Annotated in this window: 14 protein-coding genes; 2 read left to right on the forward strand and 12 right to left on the reverse strand. The window is 66.0% G+C overall.

The genetic code is table 11. The features are described from left to right. Window position 1: 1 nt before the first annotated feature. The 4 genes from ATO11_RS13030 to ATO11_RS13045 are packed head-to-tail and all read right to left on the reverse strand — an operon-like array spanning window position 2 to window position 3,894. Entirely contained in the window at window positions 2-913 is a 912-nt protein-coding gene (locus ATO11_RS13030) for a metal ABC transporter permease (RefSeq protein WP_082176297.1), read from the reverse strand. After that, the gene (locus tag ATO11_RS13035) at window positions 913-2,115 is read right to left on the reverse strand and encodes a metal ABC transporter permease (RefSeq protein ID WP_050531328.1); all 1,203 of its coding nucleotides are present in this window, start codon (window positions 2,113-2,115) and stop codon (window positions 913-915) included. The genes ATO11_RS13030 and ATO11_RS13035 overlap by 1 nt, the downstream gene beginning before the upstream one ends. Continuing rightward, window positions 2,105-2,911 (reverse strand): metal ABC transporter ATP-binding protein, encoded by an 807-nt coding sequence (locus ATO11_RS13040; protein WP_050531329.1) that lies wholly within the window; start codon window positions 2,909-2,911, stop codon window positions 2,105-2,107. The genes ATO11_RS13035 and ATO11_RS13040 overlap by 11 nt, the downstream gene beginning before the upstream one ends. After that, window positions 2,908-3,894 (reverse strand): metal ABC transporter solute-binding protein, Zn/Mn family, encoded by a 987-nt coding sequence (locus ATO11_RS13045; RefSeq protein ID WP_050531330.1) that lies wholly within the window; start codon window positions 3,892-3,894, stop codon window positions 2,908-2,910. The genes ATO11_RS13040 and ATO11_RS13045 overlap by 4 nt, the downstream gene beginning before the upstream one ends. Before the next feature lie 209 nt (window positions 3,895-4,103). Between ATO11_RS13045 and deoC the strand changes: the two genes are divergently transcribed. Then, on the forward strand, window positions 4,104-5,090 hold the full coding sequence (gene deoC / locus ATO11_RS13050; RefSeq protein WP_050531331.1) for a deoxyribose-phosphate aldolase: 987 nt from the start codon (window positions 4,104-4,106) through the stop codon (window positions 5,088-5,090). Between the two features lie 30 nt (window positions 5,091-5,120). Beyond that, complete coding sequence (locus tag ATO11_RS13055; protein ID WP_050531332.1) at window positions 5,121-7,448, forward strand: aldehyde dehydrogenase family protein; 2,328 nt, start codon at window positions 5,121-5,123, stop codon at window positions 7,446-7,448. On the opposite strand, the gene ATO11_RS13060 is transcribed toward ATO11_RS13055, so the two are convergent. The 8 genes from ATO11_RS13060 to ATO11_RS13095 all read right to left on the reverse strand — a co-directional run bounded on the left by ATO11_RS13060 (window position 7,449) and on the right by ATO11_RS13095 (window position 14,712). Then, a complete protein-coding gene (locus tag ATO11_RS13060; protein ID WP_050531333.1) occupies window positions 7,449-9,032 on the reverse strand; it encodes a hypothetical protein in 1,584 nt (527 codons plus the stop codon). A 42-nt stretch (window positions 9,033-9,074) separates the two neighbouring features. Next, window positions 9,075-9,542 (reverse strand): 23S rRNA (pseudouridine(1915)-N(3))-methyltransferase RlmH, encoded by a 468-nt coding sequence (gene rlmH / locus ATO11_RS13065; RefSeq protein WP_050531334.1) that lies wholly within the window; start codon window positions 9,540-9,542, stop codon window positions 9,075-9,077. A 1-nt stretch (window position 9,543) separates the two neighbouring features. Beyond that, on the reverse strand, window positions 9,544-9,972 hold the full coding sequence (rsfS, locus tag ATO11_RS13070; protein ID WP_082176298.1) for a ribosome silencing factor: 429 nt from the start codon (window positions 9,970-9,972) through the stop codon (window positions 9,544-9,546). A 139-nt stretch (window positions 9,973-10,111) separates the two neighbouring features. Beyond that, window positions 10,112-10,639 (reverse strand): hypothetical protein, encoded by a 528-nt coding sequence (locus ATO11_RS13075; protein ID WP_050531335.1) that lies wholly within the window; start codon window positions 10,637-10,639, stop codon window positions 10,112-10,114. Window positions 10,640-10,760: 121 nt separating this feature from the next. Continuing rightward, window positions 10,761-12,062, reverse strand: a complete 1,302-nt coding sequence (locus tag ATO11_RS13080; RefSeq protein WP_050531413.1) for a mechanosensitive ion channel family protein — start codon at window positions 12,060-12,062, stop codon at window positions 10,761-10,763. Window positions 12,063-12,233: 171 nt separating this feature from the next. Continuing rightward, window positions 12,234-12,857: a 3-oxoacid CoA-transferase subunit B gene (locus tag ATO11_RS13085; RefSeq protein WP_050531336.1), complete on the reverse strand. Its 624-nt coding sequence runs from the start codon at window positions 12,855-12,857 to the stop codon at window positions 12,234-12,236. Beyond that, entirely contained in the window at window positions 12,857-13,651 is a 795-nt protein-coding gene (locus ATO11_RS13090) for a hypothetical protein (protein WP_050531337.1), read from the reverse strand. Before ATO11_RS13090 ends, ATO11_RS13085 begins: the two co-directional genes overlap by 1 nt. Beyond that, window positions 13,651-14,712: a GSCFA domain-containing protein gene (locus tag ATO11_RS13095; protein WP_050531338.1), complete on the reverse strand. Its 1,062-nt coding sequence runs from the start codon at window positions 14,710-14,712 to the stop codon at window positions 13,651-13,653. The genes ATO11_RS13090 and ATO11_RS13095 overlap by 1 nt, the downstream gene beginning before the upstream one ends. Between the last annotated feature and the right edge of the window lie 11 nt (window positions 14,713-14,723).

Consider the following 14,723-nt stretch of genomic DNA (forward strand, 5'->3'; position numbering starts at 1 on the left):
TTCAGGTCGTGGCGTGCCGCGCGGGGCCCGCGATGGCACAGACCGCAAGGATCAGGCCGGACACCGTCGCGATCATCCCGGCGGCGCTGACGGAATTGCCAAAGCCCAGCCAGATCGGGCCATACCCCGCCAGCACATAGCCTGCGACGGCCGACAGGACGGCAAATCCGACGCTCCATGCAACTTGCGCCACAAGCCTGTTGGTGACCAGCCGCGCGGCGGCTGGCGGGCAGATGAACATCGCGATCACGATGATCGAGCCCACAGCGTCGAAGGCGGCCACCGCCGCCAGCGCGGACACGACCACCAACGCGATACCGATGGCGCGGACGGGCAGCCCCATCGAGCGCGCAAACCCCTCGTCAAAGGTCGACACGGCAAGCGGGCGCCACGCGAACCAGACAAACGCGACGACGCCAAGCGCCGCGACCGATATCCGCGTCAGTTCCGGCGGCAGCCCGGCAAGCGCCTGCAGGTCAACCAGCGATCCCCATCCGGTCGCGTCGATCCAGATCAGGCTTTCGAGATTGCCGTAAAGCGCATGTTCGACGTCGAGGTGCACGCTCGAGGTATCCGACTGTTCCAGCAGCAACACGCCCGCCGCGAAGAGCGTGGTGAAGGTGACCCCCATCGCCGCACCCGGTTCGACCCGGCCAAGCCGCTGGATGCCTTCGATCATCAGCACCGCGACAAGGGCGGCGGCGGTCGCGCCGATCAGCATCGGCCACGTTCCGGCAACACCCGCGACAAGGAAGCCGACGACGATGCCCGGCAACACAACGTGGCTGATCGCATCGCCAATCAGCGCCTGGCGGCGAAGGACAAGGAAGTTGCCCGGCAGCGCGCAGGCGACGGCGGCCAGCACGCCGATGACCAGCGGGACAATCGACAATGCCACGAAATCCGCACCCATCAGCCCACCTCCACCGGGGTTGCGATGCGGGCGTCGATCTCGGCGATCTGGTCGGCGGTGAGGACCGTCTCGATCTCGGTCAACCCGTCGTGGCGCGCGGCGAGGCCTGACAGATGCTCGGTCCCGCGTGCGACCTGCCAGCGGGTTTCGTCCCTCAGCGCCTTGGCGGCCCGGCCTCGGCCCGCATCGGTCGGGACACCATCGGCGCGCACCAGCCCCTCGCGCCGGAGGATGCGCATCGTCAGCGCCTCGTAGATCGGCTGTTCGGAGGCGATGGCCAGCAGGCCCTGCCGCAGGTGAACCGCGTGCTGGAAATGCCTGTGCCGCAGGGCCAGCGCGACGACACCACGCCCCGGCGCGGCAAGGAAGGACAGGGCGAAAAGCGCGAAGGCGACAAGTACGATGATCGGCCCGGTCGGCAGCCCCGGTGCCGTGGCGGACAGACCCGCACCTACATATCCCGAAAGCCCGCCCAGCGCGGCGGCGATCAGGGCGAGGGTTTCCGCCTTGTCGGTCCAGAACCGCGCGGCGACCGGCGGGATGATCAGCAAGGCCACGATCAGGATCAGGCCCACGACCTTCAAGCCGACGACCGTGACCGCCATGACAAGCATCATCAGGGTCAGGTCGATCCGGGCAATGTTCTGCCCTGTCGCCTGCGCAAATCCCGGATCGAAGGCCACCGCCGTGAAGGGCCGGTGCAGGGTTGCCACGGCCAGTAACGTGACGACCCCGCCCGCCGCGATCAGCAAGGCGTCGGATCGCAGCATCCCGGCCGTCGATCCAAGCAGGAAGCTTTCCAGCCCGGCCTGCCGTCCCAGCGGCAGGGTCTGCACGATTGTCAGGAGGACGATCCCAAGCCCGAAGAACACCGACAGGACCGCGCCGATGGCGGCGTCCTCGGTCAGCCGGGTACGCCGGGTCAGCGCCGCGACGCACAAAAGCCCGATCCCCGCCGTCAGCGCCGATCCCGCAAGCAGGCCGGGCAGCCAGCGCCCGTCCCCGCCCAGCAGGACCATGACAAGGAAGGCGACGCCCACACCGGGCAGCGTCGCGTGGCTGACAGCGTCGGACACAAGCGCGCGCTTGCGCAGGAACAGGTAAGTGCCCGCTCCACCGGCGGCCATGCCCAGCGCCGCCGCGCCCAGCATCACCAGCGTGACGTTGTAGCCAAGTTGCAGGGTGAGTGCGTCAAACAGCATCGCGGGTCAGGCCACCCAGCTGCGCGGTCGCAAGACGACCGCCATAGGTCCGGTCGAGCATTTCGGGCGTGAAGACGTCCTCGACCGGACCCTGCGCGATGCGCGTCCGGTTGATGAGGAAAACGTCCGAAAAGTAATCCGGCACGGTCGACAGGTCGTGATGCACCGCCACCACCGTCTTCCCGGCCGCGCGCAGTTCCTTCAGGACCGCGATGATCGCTGCCTCGGTCGCGGCATCGACACCGGCAAACGGTTCGTCCAGCAGGTACAGGTCGGCCCCCTGCGCCAGCGCCCGCGCGAGGAACACGCGCTGCTGCTGGCCGCCGGACAATTGCCCGATCTGCCGGGCGGCGAATTCCGTCATGCCGACGCGTTCAAGGCAATCCATCGCCCGCGCGCGGTGATGCGCCCGGACACGTCCCAGCAGGCCAAGCTCCCGCCCGAGGCCCATCATCACCACGTCGATCACGCGGGTCGGGAAATCCCAGTCGACGCTGGCGCGCTGCGGAACGTAGGCCACGCGCGGCAGCGCCTCGCGCAGGGGACGGTCAAAAACCCGTACCGTGCCCGACAGCGGTTTCACGATGCCCAGAACGGCCTTGAGGAGCGTGGACTTGCCCGCGCCGTTCGGCCCGACAATCGCGGTCATGCTGCCCGGCAGGACATCCATGTCGATCGAGAAGATCACCGGCGTCTCGCCATAGGACACCGTCATGCCGCGCACGGTCAGGGCCGCGCCGGCATCGGGCGCGGAAGCCAGCGCCGTGCCATCCGAACTTGCCAGCGTAACCGTCATCCGTTTCCTCCCAAACGGGCGCTTTTCAGCCCAAGCCGGCCGGACATGCCGCCTGCCGGCACGTCGGCGCCAAGCGCCCGTGCGATAACCGTTGCATTGTGATCGAGCATCCCGATCAGCGTGCCTTCATACGTTCCGTCGATCCCCATCGCGTCCGAGAACAGCTCGCCCCCGATCCGCACGGTATGACCACGGGCCGCCGCACCTTCGATCAGGGCGCGCATGTTGCGGTCGCTGACCGAGGTCTCGACGAACACCGCGCCAACGCGCCGCTCGACCAGCAGGTCCACCAGTTCGGTGATGCGGTGCAATCCGGCCTCGGATTCGGTGGAGATGCCCTGCACGCCGATCACCTCGTACCCGTAAGCGTCGCCGAAATAACCAAACGCGTCATGGGCCGTCAGCAGCACACGCGCTTCGGGAGGGACCTGCCCCAGCACGTCCGCCGCATAGGCACCAACGGATTCGAGCTCGGCGATGTAAGCCGCGAGGTTGGCGTCGATCCGGTCCGCCGCGTCGGGACGGATATCTCGCAGGACGCGCGCCAGTTCTTCGGCCACCAACCGCCACAGCGCGGGCACCATCCAGACGTGGGGGTCATAGCGGTCCGCATAATCCTGGTGCGCGCGCAGAAGGTGGGTCGGCAGCGCTTCGGCCAGCGCCTCCACCCGCATGCGGCGCGACAGGGTGTGCATGAATTCTTCAAGCTGCGCTTCAAGGTAGAGCCCGTTCCACAGCACGAGGTCTGCCCGCGTCATGGCGGCAATGTCGCTGCGGGTCTGGCGATAGGCGTGCGGGTCAACGCCCGGCCCCATCAGCGCGCGCACCTCGACAAGGTCACCCCCGATCCGACGCGCGGTGTCGGCGATCATGCCCGTCGTCGCCACGACGGACAGCGGCGCATTTGCCCACGCGACCACCGGGCGCGCCAGTGCGGCAGCGCCAAGGGTCAACGATAAAGCATGACGGCGGGTGATCAGCATGGTGCCTCGCAAGCCTTCCTTGGAATGAATATGCGAGGCATTCGCAAAACGTCAAGAGTTGCGAGCCATTCGCAACAGAAAGGCCAGCTTCCGCCCATTGCGACCCCATGCAATTCAGGCATAGTTTCCAAAGGCCGCGATCCGTGGCGTCACTGGTGACACGGGCCTGATTTTATTTTACCGTTTGGTAAAAATTGGACGGCACGCATATGCAGACCACCACATCCGAAACGTCGACCCTGCCGCAGACGGTAGAGGTGCGAAACCCCGGCATGGCGCTCGACCTTGACTGGGTGATGCGCGCCACCGCGAACCGCTCGGCCATCGAACGGCGGGCGGCGACGCTGGGCGGTCGACGCTCGATCAAGAAGGACTACCAGGCGGCATGGCTGGCGCGTGCGATCTCGTGCATCGACCTGACGACGCTGGCGGGGGACGACACGCCCGGCCGGGTGCGGCGGCTGTGTGCCAAGGCCCGCCAACCCGTCCGCGCCGACATACTGGAGGCGTTGGGTCTTACCGGACTCACCACCGGCGCGGTTTGCGTCTATCACGACATGATCGGCACGGCGGTGGAGGCGCTGGAGGGCTCGGGCATCCCCGTCGCCGCCGTCTCCACCGGGTTTCCCGCGGGACTGTCGCCGTTTCACTTGCGTGTGGCCGAGATCGAAGAAAGCGTGAAGGCAGGCGCGTCCGAGATCGACATCGTGATCTCCCGTCGGCACGTCCTGATGGGCAACTGGCAGGCGCTGTATGACGAAATGCAGGCCTTCCGCGCCGCCTGCGGACCCGCCCATGTGAAGGCCATCCTCGCCACTGGAGAGCTGGGAACGCTGCGCAATGTCGCGCGGGCCTCGCTCGTCTGCATGATGGCGGGGGCGGATTTCATCAAGACGTCCACCGGCAAGGAAAGCGTCAACGCCACCCTGCCCGTCTCCCTGACCATGATCCGCGCGATCCGCGAGTTCCACGACGGTACCGGGCACCGCGTCGGCTACAAGCCCGCGGGCGGGATATCGAAGGCGAAGGATGCGCTTTTGTACCTCGCCCTGATGAAGGACGAATTGGGCAATCGCTGGCTGCGGCCCGACCTCTTCCGCTTTGGCGCGTCCTCGCTTCTGGGAGACATCGAACGGCAGCTCGAACATCACGTCACGGGGGCGTACTCGGCCAATCACCGTCATGCCATCGGCTGACGCATCGGGCATTTGGGAAAGACAGAACAGATGAGCGTTTCCGAGATCTTCGACAGCATGGACTACGGCCCCGCCCCCGAAAGCGCGGGCGACGCGTTGGCGTGGCTGGTCGATCAGGGCAGCCGGTTCGGGCATTTCATCGACGGTGCCTTCACCGACCCGCGCGACGATTTCGAAAGCCGCAACCCGGCGAATGACGAGGTGCTGGCGACACTGACCAAGGGCACCGCCGCCGATGTGGACGCCGCCGTCGCCGCCGCCTGCAAGGCGCAGCCACGCTGGGAGAAGCTGGGCGGGCACGGGCGGGCCAAGGTGCTGTACGCGCTGGCACGGGGCATCCAGAAACACAGCCGCCTGTTCGCGGTGCTGGAGACGCTGGACAATGGCAAACCCATCCGCGAAAGCCGCGACATCGACGTGCCGCTGGTGGCGCGGCATTTCTACTATCACGCCGGGATGGCGCAGTTGATGGAAGAGGAGTTGCCGGGCCGGGCACCTTTGGGTGTGTGCGGGCAGGTGATCCCGTGGAACTTCCCGCTGTTGATGCTGGCGTGGAAGGTCGCGCCCGCGCTGGCGATGGGCAACACGGTGGTGCTGAAGCCCGCCGAGTATACCTCGATCACGGCGCTGTGCTTTGCCGATCTCTGCGCACAGGCGGGCGTGCCGAGAGGCGTGGTGAACATCGTCACCGGCCACGGCGACACGGGCGCGCTGATCACGGAACACGACGGCATCGACAAGGTCGCCTTCACCGGGTCGACCGAGGTGGGCCGCATCATCCGCCGCGCCACGGCGGGACAGGGCAAAGCGCTGACGTTGGAGCTGGGCGGCAAGTCGCCGTACATCGTGTTCGAGGATGCCGATCTGGATTCCGCCGTCGAAGGGCTGGTGGACGCGATCTGGTTTAACCAGGGACAGGTCTGCTGCGCCGGGTCGCGCCTGCTGGTGCAGGAGGGCGTGGCCGACGACTTCTACAGCCGCCTCAAGCGCCGCATGGATGGGCTGCGCGTGGGTGATCCCTTGGACAAATGCATCGACGTGGGCGCCATCGTCGATCCGGTGCAGTTGCAGACGATCCGCGACATGGTGGACGGCAATACCGAGGGCGAGACCTATGTTGCCGCCTGCGACATGCCCGAGGGCTGTTTCTATCCCCCCACCCTCATCACCGGCCTCTCGCCCGCCGCGCCGCTGATGCAGGACGAGATATTCGGCCCGGTGCTCTGCGCCACCACCTTCCGCACCCCGTACGAGGCGGTGCAGGTCGCCAACAACACCCGCTACGGCCTCGCGGCATCGGTCTGGTCGGAGAACATCAACACCGCGCTCGACATCGCGCCGCGGCTGGCCGCAGGGGTGGTCTGGGTCAACGGGACCAACATGTTCGACGCCGCCGCGCCCTTTGGCGGGGTGCGTGAAAGCGGGTTCGGGCGCGAAGGCGGGTGGGAAGGGCTGATGGCCTATACCCGCGACGCCGCCAAACCCAAGACTCGCGCGCAGGTCGCGCCGCACAAGGCGGGCAAAGCCGGGGGCGACGGGATCGACCGGACCGCCAAGATGTATGTCGGAGGCAAGCAGGCGCGGCCCGACGGCGGCTATTCCCGGCGGGTCTGGTCGAAACAGGGCAAGATGCTGGGAGAGGTCGGCCTCGCCAACCGCAAGGACGTGCGCAACGCGGTCGAGGCCGCGCACAAGGCGTCCGGCTGGGCCAAGTCCACCGGGCACCTGCGGGCGCAGATCCTCTACTACGTGGCCGAGAACCTGTCCGCCCGCGCGGACGAATTCGCACACCGCATCGACGGACTGACCGGCAAGCGCGGCGGCAAGGCCGAGGTCGAAGCCTCGATCAGCACCCTCTTCTCTGCCGCCGCATGGGCCGACAAGTTCAGTGGCGAGGCGCGGGACGTGCCGATCCGGGGTCTGGCGCTGGCCTTGCGTGAACCGACCGGCGTGATCGGCGTCTTGTGCGAGGATGCCGCACCGCTGCTGGGGCTGGTCGCGCCGATGGCGGGGGCGATCGCGATGGGATCGACCTGCGTGCTGGCGGCGTCCGATCCTTTCCCGCTCGCCGCGACGGATTTCTACCAGGTGCTCGACACGTCGGACGTGCCGGGCGGTGTCGTAAACATCCTGACCGGCGCGCATGGCGACATGGCCGGGACACTGGCGGACCATCTGGATGTCGACGCGGTCTGGTCCTTCTCGGACCCCGGCCTGGCGAAACGGATCGAGGAAGGCGCGGCGGGCAACCTCAAGCGGACGTGGATCGATCCGCGGCCCGTGGGCGACATCCCCGTGCGCGCCTATCTCGAAGCCGCGACGGATGTGAAAACCGTCTGGGTGCCCTACGGCGCGTGATCAGTCCGACCGGACCGCGCCGGTGATCGCGGCTGCGCCCAGCGCGGTCACGATCCAGCCCACCACCTTGGCAAACCAGCGCAGCCACCATCCCGTCCGCCCCCACAGGCTGTCAGGATTGGCCGTTGTCGGGGCCCACGCGGCCTCCTGCCCGAAGGATACAAGCGGCACGACAAGGTCGGCGGCATAGGCATAGGCGTTGAACGTCTCCCAGTCCTGGCCGGGTTGTCCGGGGGATGACCAATGCTCCGCCGGGTTGTCGGGATGGGTTGCGACAGCCTCCTGCCAGCCACGGGACACCAGCACCGGCGCGGCGTTTGGCGCCATGTCGCCGGCTCGCCAGACGGTATCGAAGAACACGCCTAGGGCGAGGATCAGCGCCAGCGCCCAGATCACGACGCGGCCCGGACGGTACCCGTAACCCACGCCATAGCGCATCATCGCGTCGCCCACGGCCATGCCCGCCCAGCGCAACCCGTATCCACCCCGTGCCACCGCGATCGCGCGCGCATCGCGGCGCAGGAGGTGTTCCTTCTCCTTCAGGACCATGCGCGCGTCGCTGCGATGGCCCAGTCGGCGCAGGACGCTCGCCAGTTGTTCGTAGGGCTGCGCGACAAAGGGCAGACCTTCGGGATGGCGGGCCAGCCATGCCAGCCGGTCGCCCACGTCGGTGCTGGTGTGGCGGCTGAAGTCTTCGTACCGAAACCCGTCCAGCCGGATCGGGTAGGTCGCGCCCGGTGCTGCCGGTTCGTCGCGCAGCCGCGCCACAGTCGCCCCGGCAAGGTTGAGCAATCCGCGTGTGATCTGGTTGTCGGCGAAATACAGCAGCCCCGCAACGCGGGCGCGGGCAAGGGACACGGCAATGCCGGGCCCGTGTTCTTCGGTTTCGGCAAAGACGGCACTGGCCGCGCCTTCCATGGGCGTGACCGCGCAATTGGTGATGAACACGTCGCCCGACACCTGCGCCGACGACAGGAACAGCGCCCCGTCGCAGGTGAGCGAGGTCACCTCCTCGCTATAGGGATAGTTCCCGAGGTACAGCGATCCATCGACCTGAACTCCCTGCGCGAATACCGCGTCCTGCCCCGGAGCGGTGATCGTCAGATCGCAAAGCTGCACATCGCCCCCCACCCGCGCGCCTGCGAGGCTGATCTCCCCCGCGATCGCGGTTCCGCCACGCAGGAACAGCGCTCCATCAAGGTGCGCTCCGTCGCAATGCAGTCCGGCCAGCCGTGACCCGGAGATATAAAGGCCCCGCACCCGCGCGTTCACCAGTTCGACGGATTCGGCGAGATGGCAGGCGGAAATCGAGATGTCGTGGTCGAAATCCGCGCCCTGCAAGTCCAGCACACCGGTCACCCACGCGCCCCGCAACCGCAGTCCCTTGCTGCCAAGTGTTGACACTGGCGCGGTAAGAAGGGCGCGCAGAAAAGCGGCGCGGACCGTGACGTCTTCAGCGTCTTCGATTGGCAACGATCCGTCACCAAGCGTGATGCGGCTGCCTTTCGACGCTTCCGCGACGACGCGCGATTCCGCCTCCGTCAGGGGCAGAAGGTCTTCGGGCAACGTGTCGGTGAATTCCATGTCGCAGGATAAGCACGTGGCGGGCTTGCGCGGCAAGGCGGCTCAGTCGCGGTGGTAGGGAAGGCCCCCGAGGATCGAGGCGGCGCGGTACAACTGCTCGCACAGCATCACCCGCGCCAGCTTGTGCGGCCAGACCATGCGGCCGAGCGACAGCGCGCCCCCCGTTCCGCGCCGCAGATGCGGGGCGAGCCCGTCCGCGCCACCGATCAGGAAGGCCAGATCGCCCGCCCCCTCGTCGCGCCACCGTGCGATCCTGTCGGCCAGTTCGGGGGAGGTGAGCCTGTCACCGCGTTCGTCCAGCGCCACCGTCACCGCACCCTTGGGCACGGCGCGTTCGAGGCCGGAGGCCTCCGCCTCCCACCCGCCCTTGCGGTCATCGATTTCGTGAAGCGCCAGCGGCCCGAGCGACAGGGCACGCCCCGTCCGGTCGAACCGCGTGCGGTAATCGTCGATCAACGCGGCTTCGGGGCCGTTCCTGATACGGCCCACCGCGCAGATGTGAACGCGCAACCTAGCTTGCGGCCGTCTGCGTGGCCGGCAGCGCGGCCTGTTCCGCCGGGGACAGCCACATCTTTTCAAGCTGGTAGAATTCGCGCACCTCGGGGCGGAAGACGTGGACGATCACGTCGCCCGTGTCGATCAGCACCCAGTCGCCGGTATCCTTGCCTTCCAGCTTGGCCGACCGGCCAAGGTCGGCCTTGATATCGGCCACCAGCTTTTCGGCGATCGACGCGACCTGCCGCGACGACCGGCCCGAGCAGATCACCATGTAATCGCCCATGGACGATTTCCCGCGCAGATCGATCTGCACGATGTCCTCGGCCTTGTTTTCGTCAAGAGAGGCCAGAATGCGCGCCAGAAGGGCATCGCTTTCGGTGGCGGTATCGCGGGCCGTGTCGGCCTGCGTGCGTTCCGCGGCCGAAGCCGCATCAACGGTCAAAGACAGAACCAGGGTCCTCCTATGTCATGCGCCTCGAACCCGGCGCCGGGTGTGACATCATCGTAACATCGCCATTGCGAAATCTCAATATTGGGACCTGCGACATCCCGCCGAGGATCGTCAGGCAGCGCAGGGCCGCTCAGCAGGCGGGCAATTCGCGCTGATCGGTGGCGTCCATGATCTGGCTGACGGGCACACCCCGCAACAGCGGGCGTGGCGTCGGGTTCGGCAGCACTACGGCGAAGATCGACAGCGATGCCGTGGGTTGCGGCCCTGCCCCGATGGCGCAGCCGGTCACGTCCACGGTCAGCGATCCCTCGGTCCGGTCCGGTGCCTCGGTCTCCCATTCGCGCAGAAGCGATTGTTGCGCGCGCAGCCGGTCGATATCGCCCGGCGCCACGCGGAACCGGCGCAACCCGTCGTCGCGCGTGCCCTGTTCCAGCACGTAGGAGGCATCATTCCGCGCGCCGATGTCGTTGCGCACGGCGGACACGTTCATCACGGCAGCGCCCTCTGGGATACCCAGGCCGGGCGGCAAGTCCACGAGGATCTCGATCCTGGAAGGGTCAGCGTTCAGCGGTCCACCGACCGCGTCGATCTGCGCGAGCGTGCCGTTATCCAGCACGTTGCACCCCGCAAGGGCGAGGATACCGCTCCATACCGTCAACAATACCGGCAATCTCATGGCAATTGTCCCAAATAATTCAACTGTTTACCAGCATACAGCGAATCGCGGCGCGGCCACAGGAAAAACAGGGAAACCCGCATTGGCGGGCGAATGGCCGCCGTCAGTCGCCCAGCGCCGCGGCGTCCCTTTCGTTCAGCATCCGGACCTCCCGCTGCGGGAACGGGATCGAAATGCCGTTGGCCTGGAACGCGTCCCACAGGGCCAGGTAGACGTTGCCGCGAATATTCGTCAGACCGGCGGTGGGATCGCGAATCCAGAAGCGCAGGATGTAGTCGACCGAACTGTCGCCGAAGCCGACGATGTGGCAGACGGGCGCGCGGTATGTCAGCACCCGTTCGACCGATTTCGCCGCCTCGATCGCCAGCGCGCGGACCTTGTGGGGATCGTCGCCGTAGGAGGTGCCGAAATAGATGTCGAGCCGCACGAAGTCGTTCGAATGGGACCAGTTGACCACCTGCCCCGTGATCAGGTCCTCGTTCGGGATCAGGTACTCCTTGCCGTCCCGCGTCACCACGCTGGCATAGCGGGCGCCAAGCGTCTGGATCCAGCCGAACGTATCGCCCAAAGAGATCACGTCGCCCGGCTTGATCGACTTGTCGAGCAGGATGATGACGCCCGACACGAGGTTCGACACGACTTTCTGCAAGCCGAAACCAAGGCCCACGCCGATGGCGCCGGACAGGACGGCAAGGCCGGTCAGGTCGATGCCGATGGCCCGCAACCCGATGAAGAACGCGCCGGTATAGAGGATCAGTTGCAGGACCTTGACCGCCAGCACCTGCATCGACGGCGATATGTCCTCGTTCTTCTTGATCGAGGCCGAAGCCGCGCCGCTGAGGATCCGCGCACCGGTGAACAGCACGCCGATCACCGCAATCGCGAGCAGGACGTCGAGCACCGACAGGTGGAACGAACCGATCGACAGGGCGAGCCCGTCGAGGAACGCGGCGATCTGCCCGGATATGCCAAGGTAGAACAGCGTGACGTAGATCCACAGCACCCACTTCACCAATCGCCGCAGGAAGCGGTTGCGCACGAGCGCAGAGGCAAGCGCGATGGCGATCCACGCCGTCGCAAGCGTTGCCGCAAGTCCGATCAGGTAGGACCGCGACGGCCACGTGACCTGCTGCATGACCGCAAAAAGCGTCCATGACATCAGCGAGAACCAGATAAGCCCCAGCCGCCGTCGCACCTGAACAAGGCCGCGCAACTGCCATGGCGTCCAGCCTTCGCGCGCCCGCACCCATGAATTCATCGCGGTGGATGACACCCGGTGCAGGCCCCATGCGACCAGCGCGATCCCGAGGATGATCAACACCTGGTAAAGACGCCAACCGGGTTGCGCGAGGCTGAGCACGAAATTCTCGACCCCGACCCACAGCGCGAGGATCTGGTCCCACATGGCTTCCGGTGGGACGGCGGCCTCGGGTTGCGGCGCGGTCTGAACCTGCGTTGCGTTCTCTTCTTCCATGGGGGCGAGTGTGACCGGTCTGCCATGTCCCTGCAAGGGACGCCGCACAAACGAAAAAGCGGCCCCGCGGGGCCGCCTTGCAAGTGTCCGGGCGGTGTGCCGTCAGACGATGGTCGCCTCGGTCGCCGCGCGCAACTCGTCCTCGGTCACGCCTTCGGCGGTCTCGACGATCTTCAACCCGCCCTCGACCACGTCCAGCACGCCGAGGTTGGTGATGATCCGGTCGACGACGCCCGCACCTGTCAGGGGCAGCGTGCATTCCTTCAGGACCTTGGACTGGCCGTGCTTGTTCTGGTGGTCCATGACCACGACGACCCGGCCCACGCCTGCAACAAGGTCCATCGCACCGCCCATGCCCTTCACCAGCTTGCCGGGGATCATCCAGTTCGCGAGGTCCCCGTTTTCGGCCACTTCCATCGCGCCAAGGATCGCCGCAGCGATCTTGCCGCCCCGGATCATGCCGAAGGACGTGGCGCTGTCGAAATACGCCGTTCGGGGCAGTTCGGTGATCGTCTGCTTGCCGGCATTGATCAGGTCGGGGTCTTCCTCTCCCTCGACCGGGAAGGGGCCCATGCCCAGCATCCCGTTTTCCGATTGCAGGGTGATGTCCTTGTCGCCAACATAGTTCGCCACCAGCGTCGGAATCCCGATGCCGAGGTTCACGTACATGCCGTCTTCAAGCTCTTCCGCCGCCCGTGCGGCCATCTGGTTGCGATCCCAGGGCATTAAGCGTCCTTTCCTCTTGATCCCGTATGCGCGAGCAGTTCTTCGATCATCAGCTTTGCGAACTCCACGTTCATATGCGCCGTGTCTTCGAACAATTCGCCCGCCGCGTTGAGTTTGTGCGTCGGTTCCTTGCGGTATTCCTCTTTCGTCATGCCGTTCGGGTCAATCGTCTCTTTCGGCTGCATGATCAGTTCGACCCCTTCGCCGCGCGCCCATTCCTTGATGATCTCATCGATGATGGCGTTGGCTTCTGCAAGGGCCTCGTCAGCGTCAAGCAACCCGGCGAATTTCGGCTTCGAGTGGAAGTGCCGCGTGAGCCTGCGTGGTTTCGGGATGACGATGGTATTCTGACCGTCACGAAAATTCTTCACATGGTCTGACAGCGTCGCGAACACTATGTCACGCGCCACCGTGCGAAAGAACGGTTCGGATATCAGGGCAACATCGTCTCCGGGCTCCTTGCCCCCGTGAAGCCTGTGGAACAGCAGGCATTCCAGCGCCTTTTCGCGCCCGTCATGGACACCAAGGAAGACGACAGGCACGTCAGGGTCGACCGGGACATTGAGGCTTTCGTTATTTTCCAGAAGTTTCTCGACGACGATCGCCGGCGGATCCTCCTCGAAAGTTCCGAACCTTCCGGTCTCGATGTCATAGGTCAGGTCGCCGAAATACTTGCCCGAGAGAGAAAAGAAGCTGAACCGCGCGTAGTCCTCACCGGGCCAGTCATCCCCTTCGACGAAATCCTTCCAGCTTCCGGCGTGCGACGTTCCGAGAATTTGGAATGAGGGGCCCATCACCGGAATTTCTCCAGCAATGCCTCGTCGCAAAAGAGGTCATCCGCCTCCTCGAATGCGCGCTCGAGTTTCTCGTCTTCGGACAGGTCGGTGCCGGACGCGGGCGCGACCGGTGCCAGACCATGGGCGTTCAGAAAGAGGGTCATCGCCGTCTCGACCCCGCGCGTGGTCACGGATCTTGCGTTTTCCGCGTAGTAGGCGCCCCGCGCATTGATCGAGGTGATGATTTCGTAGGACGGGAAGTAGTCGACGTTCCTGAACCGTTCGGCCAACTGCCCGCAGACCGCGCGCAGGATGGCCTTGGAATGCGTCGTGGCGACCTCGACATGCTTGCCCGAGGCCGTGGCCGTCAGCGGTACGGGAGACACGGTCACGACATAGCGGCGCGGACGGACGGAATCGAGAAGGCGGCGAAACGCGCAGAAATCCCGCATCACGTCTTCATAGGTCAGGTTCCGGAACACGGTCTCGTCAGGGTTCCAGTCCCCCGCGATCACGCCCGGCGCCATGGGATAGACGGTGCCGCTTTCCTCGTGGCACCACGTCTCGGTCAGTCCGAAGGTGAAGACGAAGACATCGCATCGCTTGAAGAGCAGCCTCACCGCTTCGAGGTGCTTGGCCCGGTGCGCCATGACTTCTTCCGGGGAGCCGAGCCCCTCCGGTTCGACACCGGGCCGCAGCGCGTCGAAATACCGTCCGTCCCGTTCCCAGATCGCGTTCGCGGGTGTGAATTCGCCATATGCCTCCTGCGCCAGCTGCAGAAGCTGCCGCGCGGTGTAGATGTTGCCGTACCGGGCCGAGAACAGACCATAGCCAAACCGAGCGGCGATGGCCGGGTCGGCGACCCGTGGGGCCGGCTCGACATCCAGCATCTTGACGTCCGCCGATTTCAGGGCCCGCCCGACATGCTGCGCGAAACACGATCCCGCCGTGGCGATCCGCTTTTTCGGCTCTATCGCGAACTTGGGCTGATAGAGGTTGCCAGGGTCCAGCGGGTCGCGCGCCGCCACCCCCGTTCGCCAGAACGCGTCATCCGGAAGGGACTCGTACGGGTTCGCCATCTGCCAGAAGG

The sequence above is a fragment of the Pseudaestuariivita atlantica genome (assembly GCF_001205715.1).
Lineage (GTDB): Bacteria > Pseudomonadota > Alphaproteobacteria > Rhodobacterales > Rhodobacteraceae > Pseudaestuariivita > Pseudaestuariivita atlantica.

Excerpts from the sequence above, each read along its gene's own strand:
- ATO11_RS13030 (WP_082176297.1), bottom strand. The coding sequence starts at position 913 with ATGGGTGCGGATTTCGTGGCATTGTCGATTGTCCCGCTGGTCATCGGC.
- ATO11_RS13035 (WP_050531328.1), bottom strand. The coding sequence starts at position 2,115 with ATGCTGTTTGACGCACTCACCCTGCAACTTGGCTACAACGTCACGCTG.
- ATO11_RS13040 (WP_050531329.1), bottom strand. The coding sequence starts at position 2,911 with ATGACGGTTACGCTGGCAAGTTCGGATGGCACGGCGCTGGCTTCCGCG.
- ATO11_RS13045 (WP_050531330.1), bottom strand. The coding sequence starts at position 3,894 with ATGCTGATCACCCGCCGTCATGCTTTATCGTTGACCCTTGGCGCTGCC.
- deoC (WP_050531331.1), top strand. The coding sequence starts at position 4,104 with ATGCAGACCACCACATCCGAAACGTCGACCCTGCCGCAGACGGTAGAG.
- ATO11_RS13055 (WP_050531332.1), top strand. The coding sequence starts at position 5,121 with ATGAGCGTTTCCGAGATCTTCGACAGCATGGACTACGGCCCCGCCCCC.
- ATO11_RS13060 (WP_050531333.1), bottom strand. The coding sequence starts at position 9,032 with ATGGAATTCACCGACACGTTGCCCGAAGACCTTCTGCCCCTGACGGAG.
- ATO11_RS13080 (WP_050531413.1), bottom strand. The coding sequence starts at position 12,062 with ATGTGGGACCAGATCCTCGCGCTGTGGGTCGGGGTCGAGAATTTCGTG.
- ATO11_RS13085 (WP_050531336.1), bottom strand. The coding sequence starts at position 12,857 with ATGCCCTGGGATCGCAACCAGATGGCCGCACGGGCGGCGGAAGAGCTT.
- ATO11_RS13090 (WP_050531337.1), bottom strand. The coding sequence starts at position 13,651 with ATGGGCCCCTCATTCCAAATTCTCGGAACGTCGCACGCCGGAAGCTGG.
- ATO11_RS13095 (WP_050531338.1), bottom strand. The coding sequence starts at position 14,712 with ATGGCGAACCCGTACGAGTCCCTTCCGGATGACGCGTTCTGGCGAACG.